This window comes from Devosia sp. (assembly GCF_024707125.1).
Taxonomy (GTDB): Bacteria; Pseudomonadota; Alphaproteobacteria; order Rhizobiales; family Devosiaceae; genus Devosia.
Map to the genome: position 1 here is coordinate 426,888 of NZ_JANQAH010000009.1, position 17,581 is coordinate 444,468.

The 17,581-nt window shown below is 63.7% G+C and carries 10 protein-coding genes; 2 read left to right on the plus strand and 8 right to left on the minus strand.

Translation table 11 applies throughout. The features are described from left to right. Positions 1–3: 3 nt before the first annotated feature. Positions 4–2,427, plus strand: a complete 2,424-nt coding sequence (pheT, locus tag NVV77_RS12150; protein WP_295413497.1) for a phenylalanine--tRNA ligase subunit beta — start codon at positions 4–6, stop codon at positions 2,425–2,427. A gap of 119 nt (positions 2,428–2,546) precedes the next feature. Continuing rightward, on the plus strand, positions 2,547–3,842 hold the full coding sequence (locus tag NVV77_RS12155; protein WP_295413500.1) for a folylpolyglutamate synthase/dihydrofolate synthase family protein: 1,296 nt from the start codon (positions 2,547–2,549) through the stop codon (positions 3,840–3,842). Positions 3,843–3,848: 6 nt separating this feature from the next. Here the strand turns inward: NVV77_RS12155 and NVV77_RS12160 are convergent, their stop codons facing one another. The 8 genes from NVV77_RS12160 to accD all read right to left on the minus strand — a co-directional run bounded on the left by NVV77_RS12160 (position 3,849) and on the right by accD (position 17,363). Next, positions 3,849–5,519, minus strand: coding sequence for a glycoside hydrolase family 3 N-terminal domain-containing protein (locus NVV77_RS12160; RefSeq protein WP_295413503.1), 1,671 nt, complete (start codon positions 5,517–5,519; stop codon positions 3,849–3,851). A gap of 116 nt (positions 5,520–5,635) precedes the next feature. Then, entirely contained in the window at positions 5,636–5,959 is a 324-nt protein-coding gene (trxA, locus tag NVV77_RS12165; protein ID WP_295413506.1) for a thioredoxin, read from the minus strand. A gap of 147 nt (positions 5,960–6,106) precedes the next feature. Beyond that, complete coding sequence (gene trxA / locus NVV77_RS12170; protein ID WP_035084460.1) at positions 6,107–6,430, minus strand: thioredoxin; 324 nt, start codon at positions 6,428–6,430, stop codon at positions 6,107–6,109. 79 nt (positions 6,431–6,509) lie between these two features. Next, positions 6,510–9,941: a double-strand break repair helicase AddA gene (addA, locus tag NVV77_RS12175; protein ID WP_295413508.1), complete on the minus strand. Its 3,432-nt coding sequence runs from the start codon at positions 9,939–9,941 to the stop codon at positions 6,510–6,512. Further along, entirely contained in the window at positions 9,938–12,958 is a 3,021-nt protein-coding gene (gene addB / locus NVV77_RS12180; protein WP_295413509.1) for a double-strand break repair protein AddB, read from the minus strand. Before addB ends, addA begins: the two co-directional genes overlap by 4 nt. Next, positions 12,955–13,650, minus strand: a complete 696-nt coding sequence (locus NVV77_RS12185) for a nucleotidyltransferase family protein (RefSeq protein ID WP_295413510.1) — start codon at positions 13,648–13,650, stop codon at positions 12,955–12,957. Before NVV77_RS12185 ends, addB begins: the two co-directional genes overlap by 4 nt. Before the next feature lie 146 nt (positions 13,651–13,796). After that, on the minus strand, positions 13,797–16,289 hold the full coding sequence (locus tag NVV77_RS12190; RefSeq protein WP_295413512.1) for a methyl-accepting chemotaxis protein: 2,493 nt from the start codon (positions 16,287–16,289) through the stop codon (positions 13,797–13,799). Positions 16,290–16,388: 99 nt separating this feature from the next. Beyond that, on the minus strand, positions 16,389–17,363 hold the full coding sequence (accD, locus tag NVV77_RS12195) for an acetyl-CoA carboxylase, carboxyltransferase subunit beta (protein WP_295413514.1): 975 nt from the start codon (positions 17,361–17,363) through the stop codon (positions 16,389–16,391). Positions 17,364–17,581 lie beyond the last annotated feature (218 nt).

Here is a 17,581-nt window from a genome sequence, read left to right on the forward strand (position 1 = left end):
AACATGAAATTCACGCTTGATTGGCTCAAGGAACATCTCGAGACCACGGCCTCGACCGAAGAGATCGGCAAGGCGCTGACCATGATCGGCCTTGAAGTGGAAGGCATTGAAAGCCAGGGCAAGGCGCTCGAAAAGTTCGTCATTGCCCATGTGGTGGAAGCAAAGCCGCATCCCAATTCGGACCACCTCAATATCTGCAAGGTCGATGCCGGGACCGGCGAGCTGATCGACGTCGTCTGCGGCGCGCCGAACGCTAGGACTGGCATGAAGAGCGTCTTCGCCTTCCCCGGCACCTATATTCCGGGCAAGGATTTTGAACTCAAGGGCGGCGTCGTCATCCGCGGTGCGCCGTCGAACGGCATGCTGTGTTCGGCCGCCGAACTTCAGCTTTCCAATGATCATGACGGCATCATCACCCTGCCCGACGATGCGCCGATCGGCCAAAAATATGTCGACTATGCCGGCATCAATGGCGTGGTTTTCGACATCTCCATCACGCCCAATCGCGGCGATGCGACCGGCGTCTACGGCGTGGCACGCGATCTCGCCGCCTTTGGCCTCGGCACGCTGAAGAAGACCGATTTTTCGCCGGTCCCTTCCAAGGGCAAAAGCCCGATTGCGCCGCTGCCGCAGCAATTTTCGGGCGATGAGCCCAAGGCGATCCGGAAATTTGCCGGCCGCTATATCGCCAATGTGAAGAACGGCCCGTCGCCCGATTGGCTGCAGGCGCGTCTGCGCGCTGTCGGCCTGCGTCCGATCAACACCATCGTGGACATTACCAACCTCGTCTCGCTCGGCTGGGGCCGGCCGCTGCACGCCTATGACGCCGACAAGGTTCAGGGCCAGATGGTGCTGCGCAATGCGCGCGGCGAAGCGTTCGATGCGCTCGACAACAAGGTCTATACGCTCGACGAGACCATGACGGTTATTGCTGACGATAAGGGCCCGCTCTGCCTCGGCGGCATCATGGGCGGCATTCGCTCAGGTGTGACCGATGAAACCACCAATATTCTCATGGAATGCGCGAGCTGGGATCCGGAGCTGATCGCCCGTACCGGCCGCAAGACCGGGATCGTTTCCGATGCGCGCTATCGTTTGGAGCGTTCGGTTGACCCGGCTCTTACGGAGCCAGGCATGGAACTGGCAACGCGCCTTGTGCTTGAACTCTGCGGTGGCGAACCGATGGAGCCGGCGATCTCGGGCGAGGACGTCTTTGCCAATACCACGGTGGAATTCCCGCTTGGCGAAGTGCGACGCCTGACCGGCTTGGAAGTCTCTCCGGAGAAGATCGAAGCTATTCTTTCGGCGCTTGGTTTCGTGGCCGAGGGTTCGGGCGACAAGCGCACCGTAAAAGTGCCGAGCTGGCGTCCGGATGTGACCCAGAAGGCTGACCTCGTCGAAGAGGTCATGCGTATGGTGGGCGTCGACAATGTGCCGGTGGAGCCGCTGGCGCGCCTCAATCACGTTGCGCCGCGCATTCTGACCACCATCCAGAATCGTCGTCGCATTGCGCGTCGGGTTCTGGCGTCGCGTGGGTTGGATGAGGCTGTCACCTGGAGCTTCATTTCCCATGACGAAGCCACGCGCTTTGGCGGCGGTACGGACGATCGGCAGCTGGCCAATGCCATTGCGTCCGACATGACCGACATGCGGCCCTCGCTGCTGCCGGGCCTGCTGGCGGGTGCACGTCGCAATGCCAATCGCGGTTTTGCCGATGTGAGTCTGTTCGAAGTCGGGCAGATCTTCCTTTCCGACAAGCCGGAAGGCCAGCACACCTATGCTTCGGGCGTGCGCACCGGCACGGCCAAGATCGATGGCGCTGGTCGCCATTGGTCGGGCAAGGCCGAGGCGGTGACTGTGTGGGATGCCAAGGCCGATCTTGCTGCGGTGCTCGATGCGCTCGGCGTCGACGTCGACAAGGTGCAGGTGCTGCCCGAGGCGGCGAGCTGGAGCCATCCGGGCCGTGGCGGGCGCTTTGCGCTTGGCCCAAAAGTGACGCTGGGCTGGTTCGGCGAACTGCATCCGGCGCTGGCGGCGGATCTTGATATTTCGGGGCCGGTTGCGGCATTCGAAATCGACCTCGATGCCCTCCCCGAAGCGCGCAAGAAGGCGACGAAGACCAAGCCGGCGATTGACCTCAGCCAGTTCCAGCCGGTTTCCCGCGATTTTGCTTTCGTGATGGACAAGGGCGTAGCTGCGGCGACGATCCTGCGGGCGGCGAAGGGTGCGGACAAGGCGCTCATCGCTGATGTGGGTATTTTCGACGTGTTCGAAGGCACGCACGTTGGCGAGGGCAAAAAGTCCGTAGCCATCGAAGTAACCCTGCAGCCGCGCGACCGTACGCTGACCGACGAGGACATCGAAAAGGTGTCATCGGCGATTGTTGCGGCTGTGACCAAGACGACCGGCGGCGAACTGCGGAAGTAGTTCGCCTGTCCAATCCCACTGCTTCATATCGGCAAGCGGGAACCTCTGTTGTGAAACGGAGGTCCCCGCTTTCGCGGGGATGACAGTTCCGTGGGCGCTTTTGCATTGGAGACAAACCAGTGTCCCGTACCGACGCCATTCTGAAACGCCTGTCTGGGCTGCATCCAAAGCTGATCGATCTCAGCCTGGATCGCATGCTGCCGCTCTTGGAAAAGCTGGGCAATCCGCAGGACCACCTGCCGCCCACGATCCATGTGGCGGGGACCAATGCCAAGGGTTCGACCATTGCCTATCTCCGCGCTTTCCTCGAAGCGGCGGGCAAGAAGGTGCATGTCTATAATTCGCCCCATCTCGTGCGTTTCAACGAGCGCATCCGGTTGGCGAGCGAGCTGGTTTCCACGCGAAAACTGAATGCGGCGCTGGAGGAGGTGGAAGAGATCAATGCCGGGGCCGGGATCACCTTTTTCGAGGTGACGACGGTAACGGCGTTCAAGCTTTTCGCCGAAACGCCGGCCGATTTTCTGCTGCTCGAAACCGGCATGGGTGGGACTTACGACACCACCAATGTCGTAAAACATCCCCTGGGCACGATCATCACGCCGGTCGATTTCGACCATCAGGGTTTTCTGGGCAAGACGATTGCCGAGATTGCGTCCAACAAGGCCGGCATTCTGAAGCGCGGCTCGAAATCGGTGATGGGTATCCAGCGCGACGAGGGGCACAAGGTGCTTGAGCGCGCGGCGCATCGGCTGGGGATCACGCCGCTCTGGCAGGGCGAGGATTTTCATGGGTCGGCGCAGGATGGGCGGCTCGTCTATACCGACGAGGCTGGCATGCTCGACCTGCCGCCGCCGGCGCTCTTAGGGCCGCACCAGTTCGACAATGCGGCTCTGGCCATTGCGGCGGCGCGGCATTTTGAATTGCCGGTCGATGAGGCGGCGATTGCCGAGGGTCTGCGCAAGGTAACCTGGCCGGCGCGTATGCAGCCGATCCGCGAGGGCAAACTGCGCGAGCTGCTGCCGGCGAGCCACGAACTCTGGCTCGATGGCGGACACAATACGCACGGCGCCAAGGCGCTGGCGCGGACCATTGCCGAATTTGACCGCAACCGTGCGGCGCCGCTGGTGCTGATCATGGGCATGATGAATACCCGCGACCCAGGCGAGTTCCTGGAGGCTTTTGCCGGTTTCAGGCCCTCTGTGCTGGCGCTGACCATTCCGGGGGAGCAGAACGCCCACCCAGCGGCTCATATCGTCAAGCGGGCGCACGATGTCGGGCTGGAGGCGCGACCGCTGCGTTCCATCGTGACAGCGCTGAAGGCAGCCGCAGAAGTGCCCAATGCGCGGGTGCTGATCTGCGGCTCGCTCTATCTGGCCGGCGACGTGCTCGCGAAAAACGGCACGCCGCCGAACTGAACGATTTTAGTACTTCGCCTGCTCACTACCGCAGAACGGATCGACGGGGCTGGTGCCGGTGAATGGCACCCGGCCGAGAAGCGCGTCGAGGACGGCTTCCTGGATGGCGTCGCTTGAGCCATAGGCGTTGATATAGGTCGACACGCGCGGGGCGTCGTAGAGGTAGTAGGGAAAGCCCAGCGAGACCATGAGGGTCGGCACTTCGTGCCAGTGGCGGTGCATGGCGCCGAAGACCGAGCCGGTGAGGCCCTTCCAATCAAGGAAAATGCGGCTGCGGGTGAGGAGGGTTTCTTCCGCCAGCAGATACAGGACGAGGTCGTAATCGCTAGCGCGGGCGGCGAGCTCGGGCGTGTGGATGGTAACCTCAAAGCCCTCTTCGGTCAGGCGATCGGGTAGCGAGAGCGGGATCGGCGCAGGGGCAAAGGGCTGCACGGCGCCGGTCGAGTAGATCAGCACGCGCTTGTATTTTGCGGGGGACAGCGGCAGCAGGTTGGCCGTGTCTTTCACCAGCGTCGGCATGCGCGCCGTCACCTCTTTCGCCTTGGCGAGCTTTTCGGGCGTCGCGACCACGCGGCTGGCCGTATCGAGATTGGGCTCGGGGCGCTCCTGATGGAGGCCCAGCGCGGCCTTGAGGGCCAGAATGCGGGTTACGGCCTCGTCGACGCGCTCCTGCGTCAGGCGGCCATCGGCAACGGCCTTTACGAGGCGCATCAGGTCGCCATTGGGATCGTCGGAGAACAAAATGACGTCGCAGCCGGCGATGACCAGTTCGGGCAGGGTTTCGTCGCGCGGACCCCAATCGCCGAGGCCGGCCATGGGGGTGGCGTCGGACACGATGAGACCCTGGAAACCCAGGCGCTCGCGCAGCAGGGTTTCGTTGAGGAGGCGGCTGAGCGAAGCCGGGCGGAAGGCTTCCGAGGTCGCTTCAGGATCAAGCTCCCGCACAAAAGCCGGAAAGGCGATGTGGGCGGACATGACGCTGAGGACGCCGGCTTCAATGGCGGCGCGATAGAGTCGGCCGAATTGTTCTTCCCATTCGGCAATGGTCAGCGGATTGACCGTGGTGACAAGGTGCTGGTCGCGGTCGTCATAACCCTCGCCCGGCCAATGTTTTACCGTGGCGGCGACGCCATTGGCCTGGAAGGCGGCGATCTGGGCCAGGGCGTGGCGTTCGATCCTGTCGATATCGCTGCCATAGGAGCGGGTGCCGACAATGGCGCTGCGCCAGGCGGCATTGATGTCGATGACTGGGGTAAAACTCCAGTTGAGCCCAACGGCGCGCGCTTCCTCGGCCATGATGGTGGAAATGGCCGTAGTGGCTTCCACATCGTCGACGGCGGCGAGGCCGAGCGGGTTCGGCACAGAGGTGCCAAAAGGCAGGCTCATGCGGCTGCCTTCGAGATCGGCGCTGACCAGCATGGGCGCGGGGCCGGCGGCATCGAGCTGGCGGGCGAAGCTGATTTCACTGGCGAGGTCATCGGAATAGATGCGGGTCACCCCGCCCGGCCGGAAGGCTTTTACCGTTTCCAGCGCCTGGTCGGCATCACCGCGGACGAGAAGCACAAAAAGCTGGGCCAGCTTGTCGCGCGGGGCCAGGCCATCGCGCGTGGCATGCACCCAGGCAATGGCCTCCTCATTCAGATTGAAGGGCGCTGCGGACAAGTCGATAGGGGCCAAGGCATTCTCTCCAGACGGGCAGTCTTGCGGTGCGATAGTGCTAGCAGAGCCCGCAGGGCTCCACCATGCCCAACCTCACGGCTTTGTGAGGCGAATCTATGGAGCGCGCAGAAGCCTTAGGCGGCGTGCGATTCCAGCCATTTTATGAGCTGCACGCGGCTCTGCCCGGCCCCGACCTTGATGTCCACCGGCGCACCGTCCTTGAAGATGATCAGCGTCGGCATGGCGCGGACATTGTAGGCGACGGTAATGCCGGGATTGGCGTCGACGTCCAGTTTGACGATCTTGAAATCTGCAGCCAGCTCTTCGGCGAGCGCGTCGATAGTAGGTGCCATGGCTTTGCAGGGTGGGCACCACTCGGCCCAGAAATCGACGAGCACCGGACGGTCGGCCTCAAGAACTTCGGCGGCAAAATTGCTGTCGCTGACATGGAGGGCCATGGGTCACCTTTCATCGGCATTGAGCGATGAAGTTAGGCGCGATTGCCGGCTGGGGAAAGAAATGGCGTTTTATGCTTTTGAGCCGCCAAACAAAAAAGCACCGCCGGATGGGTCCGGCGGTGCTTGGATTTTAGTTAGTCCGCGCTCTTAGGCGGCGTGGCCTTCGAGCCACTTGGTGAGGCCTGCCTTGGGCGTGCCGGCACCGATCTTCATGTCGGCGGCTTCGCCGTTCTTGAAGAGAATCATGGTCGGGATGGAGCGGACGCCATACTTCACAGTGGTCGACGGGTTTTCGTCGACATTGAGCTTGACGATCTTCACCTTGCCCGAGAGTTCCTGGGAAAGCTCATCGAGGACGGGGGCGATCGCCCGGCAGGGCCCGCACCACTCGGCCCAGAAGTCCACCAGAACGGGCTCTTGGGAGTTGAGGACTTCCTCGCCAAACGTGGCGTCGGAAACGTGCTTCGTCATTTATTGTGCCTTTTGGGTTGAAAGCGGTGGGTTGTTTGCTCCCAAAGCTGGTGAGAGTCCAGCCTTTGGACAAGATCGTTCACTTCAGGGTGAAATTCCCACGCGCTTGTTCGAGAAGCTCGGACGGCAAATTCATCAATGATTCCAACTCGGTCCATAGAATTGCCGCGCGAACGGTCCGGCCGGGGAAAAGCTGGCTTGCAACCAGCGCATATAGCGAGAGTTGCGTAACGTACCTCGGAGGCACGTCGACAGCCGTTTTCGGCGCCGTTGCGTCGGACTTGTAGTCGATCACCAACACGCTGTGGTCGTCAACTACGAGCCTGTCCATACGCCCCGAAAGGCGGATTGGTTCCCCGTCACGGATGGCATCTACGAGAAACGGCACTTCCGCGCGGCTGTCGGGCCCAAAGAGGTAGGCGAATTCCAGGCTATCGAGAATGGATAGGGCCTTTGGGGCGAGGCGCGCCTGCTCCTTGGGCATGTCGGGCAGCAGCACTTCGAGGGCGCGGGGAATCACATTGGGCCAGAGGCCGCGGTCGATTCGGCCCAGATGCTGCAGGAGGGCATGGAGGGCGATGCCGGATTTTCGCGCGGTTTCGGCGTCTCGCACGCGTTCGGCGGCGGTGGCGAGGGCGGGCTCATTGCCGCTGGCTTCATGCGCACGGGACGGGGAGGTGGTGGCCGGCGGAACGAAGGCCGGCAAAGGTTCGGGCTCGACCCAGCGTGCGGGTTTTGCGCTTGCGGTTGTGGAGCCTGTTATCGCGGCTGGCTGCGGGCGGACAATGGGATAGACGAGGGCAGAAGTGCCGTCGGCCAGTTCCAAAACTTCGGCATTGTCGGACAGGGCCGATTCCACTGCCTCATACCAGGTGCCGTCGAGCTTGCCGTTCTGGGTCAGGGCGCCTGTGACATAGAGCTCGTCTTCGGCGCGGGTCATGGCGACATAGAGTTTTCGCCAATATTCCTGCGCGAGATTCGCGTCGGTCTTTTCCTTGATCTCCAGCGTCGCCGGGACGTGCTGGGCCTTGTTGGACGCGTGGATGAGGAGCGGGCCGGGAGTTTCCGAGACGATATAGATCGGGCTGCCGATCTGTTTTGCCGCGGGTTTGCTCGCTGCATCGGCCATGATGACGATAGGCGCCTCAAGACCCTTGGCGCCGTGCACCGTCATGACGCGGACGCCGCCGCCGCCTTCGGCCAATTCGCGCTTGATCGAGACATTGCGCTGGCGCATGTCGGCGGCAAAGCCCTGGAGCGAGGGTTGCGCGTTCTGCTCGTGGTTGAGTGCCAATTCCAGAAATTCGGAAATGACTTCATCGACTTCCGTGCCGAGGCGGGCGTGGAAGCGTTTGAGGCCCTGATCGGCATAGAGAACTTTGGTCAGGAATTCGAAGGGGCGTTCAAAGTCGAGATTGGCGCGCCAGGCGGCGAGGCGTTCGGCAGCAGCGCGGGCCGCGGGCAGGGCCGAGGCGAGGAGCGCGGACCAGAGGGTCTGGCGGTCGGACCGAGTGCTGGCGAGGTTGAAAAGATCGTCCTCGGAAAAATCGAAGAGTGGCGAGCGGAGGAGCGCAGCGAGCTGCAGATCATCGGCTGGATTGAGCAGCACGTCGATCAGCGCCAGGAGATCGAGCACGGCGATATGGCCGGTGACGGCCAGCCGGTCTGCGCCGGGGGTCGGCACGTGGTAGAGGCGCAGGGCGCGAATGATTTCCTGGAACAGGGCACTGCGCGATTGGACGAGGATGAGGACGTCATCGGCGGTAACGGCACGACCGCGCTGGGTCAGCGGACGCCCATTGTCGATCCAGCTTCTTATTTCGCGGGCAATACGCATGGCGACCTGTCGCGCGGCGCTCTGCTCGGCTTCCAAGGGCTCAAGCGGCCATTGGCCATCGCCGGCCTCCGACTTTTGCGCCTGTACGGGCGGCCAGAGCGTGACGGTGCCGCCGGGCTGGCTGCGGGCAGCAGTGTGCAGAACCCGATCGGTAGCGAGGAGGGCCAACTGGATGTCGGAGCGGGCGCAGACTTTGTCTACGGCCTCGAGAATGCCCGAGAGCGTACGAAAGCTGGTGTGGAGCGGCAGGCGGGCAAAGGCCATGTCAGCGGCTTCGGCGCGGCGGGCAAAGTCGTAGCCTGTCGTGCCGAAGAGGGCCGGCTGGGCGCCCTGGAAGGAATAGATCGACTGCTTCTGGTCGCCCACGGCAAAGACCGAGCGCGGGCGTCGCGTCGCTCCTTCGCCGACAAAGAATTCAGCGGCGAGGGCTCGCACCACGCGCCATTGCTGGTCATTGGTGTCCTGGCTTTCATCCACCAGAATGTGCTCGATGCCGGCATCGAGCTTGTACTGCACCCAGGGACCGATCTCGAGATTGTCGAGAAGATCGCCGAGGCGGTCGACGAGATCGTCGAAATCGAGCAGGGCCCGGCGGCGCTTGTCGTTTTCATAGCGACGCGCGATGGCGACCAGAATGTCGAGCACGGCATTGCTGCGCTCGACGAGCCGGGCCGCGCGGATTTTCTCGTCGAGAGCGATGAGGCGATCCTGCTCCCGGATCAGGGTCTCGAACACATGCGGGTGGGCGTGTCGCTCGGCCTTGGTGAGGAGGCTGGTGCGGGGTTTGCCCTCGGTGGTGAAGAAGGCGGCATGCAGCGTTTCGCGGTCAGGGCGCTCTGGATCGAGCCGGGCGAGGGCGTCGACGCATTTGCGGTGGCCGTGGGGGTTGCCTCCGAGCGCCGACACCAGGTGGCGCAGGACTTCTGGGGTGAGGAGCGTATCGCGCGCTGCGCTTTCGAGGAGGTCCGTCGCACTCTCGCTGCCGGCGCCCGCAAGGCGTTTCAAGCGCACCTTGGCGCCTTCAGGGTCGGCCAGAAGCGGCTTCAGTCGTGCGCCCTTTGACAGCGCAGCCCCGATCGCCTCGCCGATATGATGATCGCTGAGGAGCTGAAAGAGCGTTTCGACGGCGGCGCCATTGGCGCCCCCGCGAAGACCCTCGGCCAGCACGCTTTCGCGGGCGGCGAGGATGAGCTGGATCTGCTGGTCTTCCTCGATGACCGAGAAATCGAAGGGCACGCCGGCTTCGATGGGGAAGCGATGCAGCACGGCTTCGCAAAAGGCGTGGATGGTGAGGATGCGCAACCCGCCGGGGGTTTCGAGGGCGCGGGCAAACAGAGTGCGGGCAGCGTGGAGCGTTTTGGCATCGGGCTGCGTGCCGAGAAGGTCCGTCAGTTTCTTGCGCAGTTCGCCTTCTGCGATAACGGCCCATTCGGCCAGCTGCTGCGAGACGCGCTTGCGCATCTCGGCCGCTGCCGCCTTGGTATAGGTGAGACAGAGGATGGATTCCGGTTTGACGCCGGCCAGCAGCAGCCGCAGCACGCGGCGGGTGAGCACGAAGGTTTTGCCCGAACCGGCATTGGCCTCCACCCAGATCGAATGGCTGGGATCAGTAGCGCGGCTTTGCGCGCTTCTGGTGTCGAACGGGACGGAGAGTTCTCCGCGTTCCGCACTCATGCCTCGTCCTCCCCGCCATCGACGCTTGTCCATTCGGCGACGCGCGCCAGATGGTCATAGGGGCCGGCAAAGCGCTGGCCGGCGAGCGGCAGCAGGCGCGCCGGCATAGGCGTATCGCGGAAAAGGAAATGGTCGATATGGCTTTGCAGGCGCCGATTGATCTCGTCTGCCGCTTCCATCAGCGGCATGCCTTCTGACGCCCTGAAGGCCGAGGGCGCGAAGGCTTCTGGGCCGAGGCCAATCTTTACATAGGTGAGGGCGCTGGTTTTGACGGCTGGGAGGCCGGTCATGGCGCCGGCCTTGGTCATGACCGCTTCCATCAGCAACTGGGGCGCCTCAAAGGCTTTCATCATCGCAGGAGTGGGCGGCGAACCCGTCTTGAAATCCAGAATTTCGACGGTGCCATCGGTCATCTCGTCGACACGGTCAGCTTGGCCCGTTATTTCAAAGGCTTCGGCGAGGTGAAGCGGCATCTTGCCTTTGATTTCGGCATGGCGCTGCCGCACGCGGGGGTGGCGTTCGCGCTCAAAGGCCAGGAACTGTTCGGCGGCGGTGCCAAAGCGCTTAAGCCAGATGTCGCGGCGTTCGCCGATGGCTTCGAGGCCCGAAAAGGCGTCGGCGGCGATGGCCATGAGCATTGCGAAGGCATCTGGCGCGGTCGGGTCGTGTCCCTCTTCGACGAAGCGGGCGAAGGCATCGTGGATGATGGTGCCGCGCTCGCGGGCGTCGGGCACATCGCCCAAGGGATCGAGCTGGCGCAGTTTCAGGACGTGCTTGGCATAGAGATCATAGGGCGAGCGCATCAGCGTCTCGACCTCGGTGACCGACAGTTTTCGTGGGCGGATGCTGGCGGGCGGATTGGGCGCCGGGCGGGCAGCCGGAGTTGTCGTCTCGACGGCGTCGATGGCGCGGGCGGCTTCGATCCAGCCACGGCCGCGCTGGCGCATGGCTTTGGCCGCGTCTTCGCCGGCAAAGGCATCGAGTCGCTGCACCAGGCGCGAGGGCAAGGAAGGGCTGGTGCCGACCCGGTCGGCATAGGCGATGATGACGTGGGCGTTGCCCATGGCCTGAGCAAAGTCATGAGCGGCGAGGCCCTGTAACCGTTCGGGCGGCTCGAGGCCCGTGGCGAGGCGCATGCCGCGGCTGAGCCAGGGGCCGGGATCGGCCGGCTCGGGCCAAATGTCTTCGTTGAGGGCGCCGAGGATCATCAGATCTGGGGACATCAGGCGCGCTTCGATCTGACCCCAGATGGCGATATCTTTGCGGCTATCGAGCCGGTTGCGGACCTGAAAACCCTGCATCAGGGCCGAAAGCACGGCGTCGAGCCCGGCAGGGGCAAAGGCATGGCCTTCGCCGGTCAGCTTGGCCATTTCATCGGCCCAAGCCTGCAATTCATCGCGGCCGCGCACCGGGGCGCCGACGGCGACATGGTCGACGGCGCTGACAATGGCGCCCGCGAGATCGGCGGCGCGAATCAGCGGCGTGGCGAGGAGGCGGGTGAGCGGCCTTAGAGCGGCCGAAATATCGTCGAGCAGGGCGAGGATGGCGGGGGCGTGAGACTCGCTGAGACGGCGTGCGGCGCCTTTGGGAGGTTGGACAATGTGTTCGGCGAGGGCAGCACGCAGGCCATCGAGGCCTGGGGCTGGTCTTTGTCCGCGCAGCAGGGCCAGTTCAATATCATCGGCAAGATTGGAAATCTCGCCGCGGCTGCGGCCGAAGAGGCTGGCGCGATTGCGGAGGAGCGAGACGAGGTCGACGGCCGCGCACTGATTGACGGCGAGGGTCAGAATCTGGCGGGTGAGGCGGCCGATGGTCGACTGGAACAGCGGGGCGCCGGCGGCGTCGTCGACGACTACGCCGAAACGCGCGAGTTCTGCCGCGATGCGACGGGCCAGATTTCGGTCAGGCGTGATGATGCCGACAGTCTGTTTGTTGGCGAGTGCCTCGCGTGCGGCGATGGAAATGGCGCGGGCTTCTTCGTCTTCGTGACGGGCGGCGATGACCGAAACACCGGCAAGGGCGGCGTCGCGTGTTTCGGCGTCGGGGCGTTGCTCGGCCCAGAGGGCGGTTTCCGAGGTTAGGGCCAAAGCGCGGTGGAGGAGCGCTGTGCGAGGATGCTCGACGGGCGCAAGTTCGATCACCTCTACTGGGCTGGCGCCTAGCGTGCGAAGCAGTTTTGCGAGGTGATATTGCGGATGGCCATGGGGGCTTTGTTCGGGGTCGAGCAGGGCCGCATGAGTGTCGGACGACATGGTCGTGTCGAGCCCGGGCAGGACCAGGGCGCCGCGCGGCAGGCGTTCGAGAGCCTTGAGGAGGCGTGCGGTGGCAGGGATGGAGCCGGTGGAACCTGCGGCGATGACGGGGCGGTCGCCATAGATGAGCGGCGCGCCTTCGGCCTGGCGGTCGAGCCGGGCGCCACGGAGCTGCGAGGGGTCGGCGCGCTTTCTATCCTCCAGCATGTGGGGCCAGGCGGTCAGCGCAATATCGAGGAAGGTCAGGGTCTGTTGCCAATAGGCGCCGAGTTCCGGGCCGAGCTGGTCGCCGAGGGCGCGCAATTCGCCGGGGCCGCGTTCGGCAATGGCAAGGTCGTCAAAGACATGGGCGAGCGAGTCGGCCATGGAGAAGATTTCGGCGGCGGTGGGGGGCGTCGAAAAGGCCTGGCCACCGGCTGGGCTGTGGGCCCAGGCGGCAACGAGCCGCGAAAGGATCAGGCGGCGTTCCAGCGTTGTTGCGGCCGGTAGGCTCGGTGGGGCGTCGAAGGGCGGCAGGAAGGGTTCTTCATCGCCCTCGTCGCCGCCAAAGGTGCGGATATCGGGTAGGAGGCCGGTGAAACCAGGATGCTTGGCAAATGCTTCCGCCAGGGCCTCGCGGGCGCGCTGGGTCGGGAGGATGATGGTGACATCGCTGAGCCAGAACGGATTTTCTCGTTGCCAGTCACCGAGGAGACGGCCGTCCATGACCGCTTCCGCCAGAGTTGGGAGGAAGGGGGAATGCGGAGCGATCGAGAAAATGGTCATGAAACGCCCAGAAGGCGTTCGGCTTCGGCAAGGCCATTGGGATCGCCGACATGGTACCAGGGCGCGTCGAGCACCACGCCCTTCAGCGTTTCGCGCTCCAGAGCGGCTTCAAGCAACGGGTAGAGCGAGAATTCGCCATCCGGGGTATCGGCAAAGATTTCGCGGCCGAGCAGCAGCACGCCGCCATAAATGACCGGCGCGCCATAGTCGCGGGTGACGAGACCATCGGGGGCGAGGCAGAAATCGTGGCTACGCGAAAAACCAGTGGCGCGGCGCGGCTGGACGCAGAGCATGACAATGTCTTCGGGGCCGGCATGGCGTGCGATCATGCGCTTGAGCGGCTGGTCGCTGCCCTCGGGCCAGAAGGCGTCGGTGTTCATGACGAAGAATGGATCGGAATGGAGCATGGGCAGCGCCCGCTTCACACCGCCCCCGGTGCCCAGAAGTTCGTCCTCGCGGCTGACTTTGAGGAGACCGCCGAAATGAGCCAGCACCTGGTCGGCGCGATAGTGGGCGTTGGCGACGAAGCGCTTGGCCCCTTCTTCCCGAGCATTGCCGATGACGCGTTCGATAAGGGGTATGCCGGCCACTGGAATGAGTGGCTTTGGCAGCGTCTCGGTCAGCGGGCGCATGCGGGTGCCGAGGCCTGCGGCCAGCAGCATCACATCGGGGAATCGTTCGGGGGTATCCATGCCGGGATAGAACCGGGCAGGGGGTGCTTGTCCAGTGGCGCGAAACCACTGACCGTCATCCTCGGGCTTGACCCGAGGACATTTCACTTACCGATGACGCCATAGTGTAGAGCCCTAGGGTCAAGCCCGAGGGTGACGAGCTGGTGTCAGAACTCCGACCAGTCTTCCAGCTTGGGCGCGGCGTTGCCGCTGCTGCGGCGGAGATAGGTGCTGGCGACCGATTTGAGCTTGTCCTGCATCCCCTTGATGCCGCGGGCCGGTTCAGCCGCGCGCGCAGGGGAGGCCGAGACGGTGAATTGCTCCACGATCTCGTCGAGGCGAACGGCCTGGCCTTCGGTCTGCTCGATGGCAGCATTGGTTTCTTCGACGAGAGCCGCATTGTGCTGGGTCATCTCGTCCATCTGGCGGACGGCCACGGTGACTTCCTCGATGGCGGAGGCCTGAGTGCGGCTACCGCGGGCGATGGCTTCGAGATCGGCCGTGTTTTCGCGGATGGCATCGAGCATGCCGGCGAGCTTTCCGGCTGCGGCGCCAACGAGCTGGGTGCCGCCCTTCACTTCGCTGGCCGACTGTTCGATGAGCAGTTTTACGTCAGCCGAGGCGCTGGCGGCGGATTGGGCGAGGCGACGCACTTCCACGGCGACCACAGCAAAACCCTTGCCGGCTTCACCTGCCCGGGCCGCTTCAACTGAGGCGTTGAGGGCGAGGAGATTGGTTTGGAAGGCGATGTCATCGATCAGCCCGATGATGTTGGAAATTTTTGCGGAGGATGCAGTGATCCGGTCCATGGCTTTGGTCGCCTGGTTCATCACCTCGCCACCTTCTTCGGCGGCTTGGGAGACGTTGCGGGCCTTCTTGCTGGCCGCTTCCGCCTTGCCGGCATTGTCGAGCACCGTGGATGCCAGTTGCTCCATCGTTGCCGAGGTTTCTTCGATGGTCGCGGCCTGACGCGTCGTGCGCTCGGAGAGATCGTTCGCACCCGAAAGAATTTCGCCGGTGGCGCGCTTCAGCGTGCCGGAGGTGGCGCGGAGCTGGCCGACGATGTCGCCGAGGCGTTCGGCCACGGCATTGGTATCGTCCTTGAGGCGCGCAAAGGCGCCCTGATAGTCGCCGTTGACGCGATGGGTGAGGTCGGTGTCGGCAAGGGCCGAGAGTACGGAGCCGGTTTCCGAGAGGCCACGGTCGACGGTTTCGACGAGGCGATTGACCGAGCGGGCGAGGGTATTGAGCTCTGCGTCGGGGAATTTAGCTTCGACGCGATGGGTGAAATCCCCGGAGACGGCCGCTTCCACCACGTCGCCAAAAGCGCGCTGCAGCGTCACCATCATTTCGGCGCGTTCGGCCTGGTTGCGGAGGGCCTGGGCGGCTTCGGCTTCGGTCAGCTGACTGATCTTGCGGCCGTTTTCGCGGAATACTTCCACGGCGCGGGCCATGGCGCCGAGTTCGTCGCTGCGGGTGGTGCCGGTTACCTCGGCGTCGAAATCGCCGGCTGCGACGGTTTCCATCGTGCCCGTGAGGCGGGTGATGGGCTTGGTGATGGAGCGCGAGAAGAGAAGGCTGAGCACGGCGACAATGGCGAGCAGGCCCGCGCCGATGGCGAACATCATGTTGCGCATCTGGGCGACGGGAGCCAAAACCTCGTCCTGCGCCATGACGGCGACGGCGGCCCAAGGCTCGCCCTTGGTGGCAATCGGCGCGCCGGCAACCAGCATGGGTGTCGCGCGATAGTCGGTGGTTTCCCCGATCGTGTGGGTGCCCGCGATGGCGGCACTCAGCACCGGGCCGGCAAAGCCGGTCACCAGCGCATCGTTGTCGGCGGTAAAGATGGAATCGGAACGCAGCAGGCCATTGGAGCCGACGACGATCACTTCGCCGCTTTCGCCAAGGCCGGTACGATCGCCCACAACGCCGTCGAGGACGGTGGAGGGCAACTGGTAGGCGACGACGCCGATCTTACGGCCCTGGGCGTTGAAGACGGGCTTGGCAAAGAAGCTCGCGGGAAGACCGGCAGCGGGCGCATAGGCCTCGAAATCAGCGAAGGCCATGTCATTGTCGTTTTCGATGGCCACGGCCTGGGCAAAGACACGGCCGAGGCCGGTGGAAGCCAGCGGGCTGCCTTCGGCGAGACTGGTGCCGAATTCCTCGCCCTTGCTCAGCGAGTAGACGACAAAGCCCTTCAAATCCATCAGGTAGAAGTCGCGATAGCTTCGAGCCATTGCCTTGTTGCGGAAGGCCGGATGGAAGCGCGTATGGGTGACGTCATAGGCGCCGGTGGTGCCCAGCGTGTCGAGAGCCGACAGATTATCCTTGTTGGGATTGTCGTCGACATAGAGTTTTCGGACTTCGGCGGTCGGATCGACCTTGAACTGCAGCCAGGCGCCGGCAAAGTCGCGCAAGGCCTGCTGGGTATCGGCAGAGCGCGAGGTGGCAACGAGATCTTCTTCGACGCCGTGAATATAGGACGAAACCTGACGGGCGCGTTCGGAGGCGAGGGTGGCGAGGGTGTTTTCCGCCGAGGCGCGCAGCGCCTGCGAGCCGATGAGGTAGCTTGCAAGGCCGACACCCACGCTGACCAGGAGGGCGGATCCAAGCAGCGCCAGGGGCAATTTACGGGCGATCGGCAGGGAGAAGCGGCGCATCTGTGTCCTCGCAAAGGCGCACGCCCGGCCGATTCCCGTCGGCTGGGCGAACTAGTTTGCGCGAGGTTAGGCGAACGCCGTTAAGTGCCGGTAAAGGCCTTATTCAGCATGTGCGGCGGCGGGTGCGAGATCGTCGTCGCCTTCCGCGGCCACGGCTGCGTCACGCAGGCTCGACTGTGCGGCAATGGCCTTGCTGGTCGAGCCCGAAAGCTCGTCATTGGCCGGGGCGCGCGTGAGAATGCTGGCGAGCGAGCCGATGGTGGAGCGCAGGTTGTGGCGGTGGACGACCATGTCGACCATGCCGTGCTCATAGAGATATTCCGAGCGCTGGAACCCCTTGGGGAGCTTTTCGCGGATCGTCTGCTCGATGACGCGCTGGCCGGCAAAGCCGATCAGGGCACCGGGCTCGGCGATATGGACGTCGCCCAGCATGGCATAGGATGCGGTGACGCCGCCGGTGGTCGGATTGGTGATGACGACGAAGAAGGGGAGACCTGCTTCGCGCAGGCGCAGCACGGCAACCGTCGTGCGCGGCATCTGCATCAGCGAAAGCACGCCTTCCTGCATGCGGGCGCCGCCCGAGGACACGAAGAGCACGAAGGGCGTCTTGCGCTCCACGGCGGTTTCAAGGCCGGTGATAATGCCCTGGCCGGCCGCCATGCCGAGCGAGCCGCCCATGAAGTCAAAATCCTGCACCGCAACGGTGATGTCGCGCTTGTAGAGCTTGCCGGTGGCGACGATGACGCTGTCTTCGAAACCGGTCTTGGCGCGGTTTTCCTTGAGGCGGTCGGTATAGCGCTTCTGGTCGCGGAATTTTAAGGGATCGACCGGGACCGAGGCGACGGGCACGAGATCATAGGCGCTGTCGTCGAAGAAGGTGTTGAGCCGGTCGGTCGGCTTGATCTTCATGTGGTAGCCGGAATTCGGCACGACCCACTGATTGGCTTCGAGATCGCGATAGAACACCATCTCGCCGGATTCGGGGTCTTTCACCCAAAGGTTTTCCGGCGTGTCACGCTTGTTGTTGAGGAACGAGCGGATTTTGGGGCGGACGAAATTGTCGATCCAGTTCATGGCGCGGCCTTTCGCGATGATCTCAAGAGCGTTTTTCTGAAACGCTCTGGCAAGTCACCTAAACGTCAATTGTGGCAATTCTTATCAGGTGGGAAGGGCCGCGGCAAAGGTTGGCTGGGCTCTATCCACCTTCATAGCGCGGTGTCATCCCCGCGAAAGCGGGGATCTCAAGTCCCAAACAGAGATTCCCGCTTTCGCGGGAATGACACTGTGGGAGA

Bases quoted from the DNA above. Each gene is read 5' to 3' on its own strand.
- pheT (WP_295413497.1), top strand. From the start codon at position 4: ATGAAATTCACGCTTGATTGGCTCAAGGAACATCTCGAGACCACGGCC.
- trxA (WP_295413506.1), bottom strand. From the start codon at position 5,959: ATGGCCCTCCATGTCAGCGACAGCAATTTTGCCGCCGAAGTTCTTGAG.
- trxA (WP_035084460.1), bottom strand. From the start codon at position 6,430: ATGACGAAGCACGTTTCCGACGCCACGTTTGGCGAGGAAGTCCTCAAC.
- addA (WP_295413508.1), bottom strand. From the start codon at position 9,941: ATGAGTGCGGAACGCGGAGAACTCTCCGTCCCGTTCGACACCAGAAGC.
- addB (WP_295413509.1), bottom strand. From the start codon at position 12,958: ATGACCATTTTCTCGATCGCTCCGCATTCCCCCTTCCTCCCAACTCTG.
- NVV77_RS12185 (WP_295413510.1), bottom strand. From the start codon at position 13,650: ATGGATACCCCCGAACGATTCCCCGATGTGATGCTGCTGGCCGCAGGC.
- NVV77_RS12190 (WP_295413512.1), bottom strand. From the start codon at position 16,289: ATGCGCCGCTTCTCCCTGCCGATCGCCCGTAAATTGCCCCTGGCGCTG.
- accD (WP_295413514.1), bottom strand. From the start codon at position 17,363: ATGAACTGGATCGACAATTTCGTCCGCCCCAAAATCCGCTCGTTCCTC.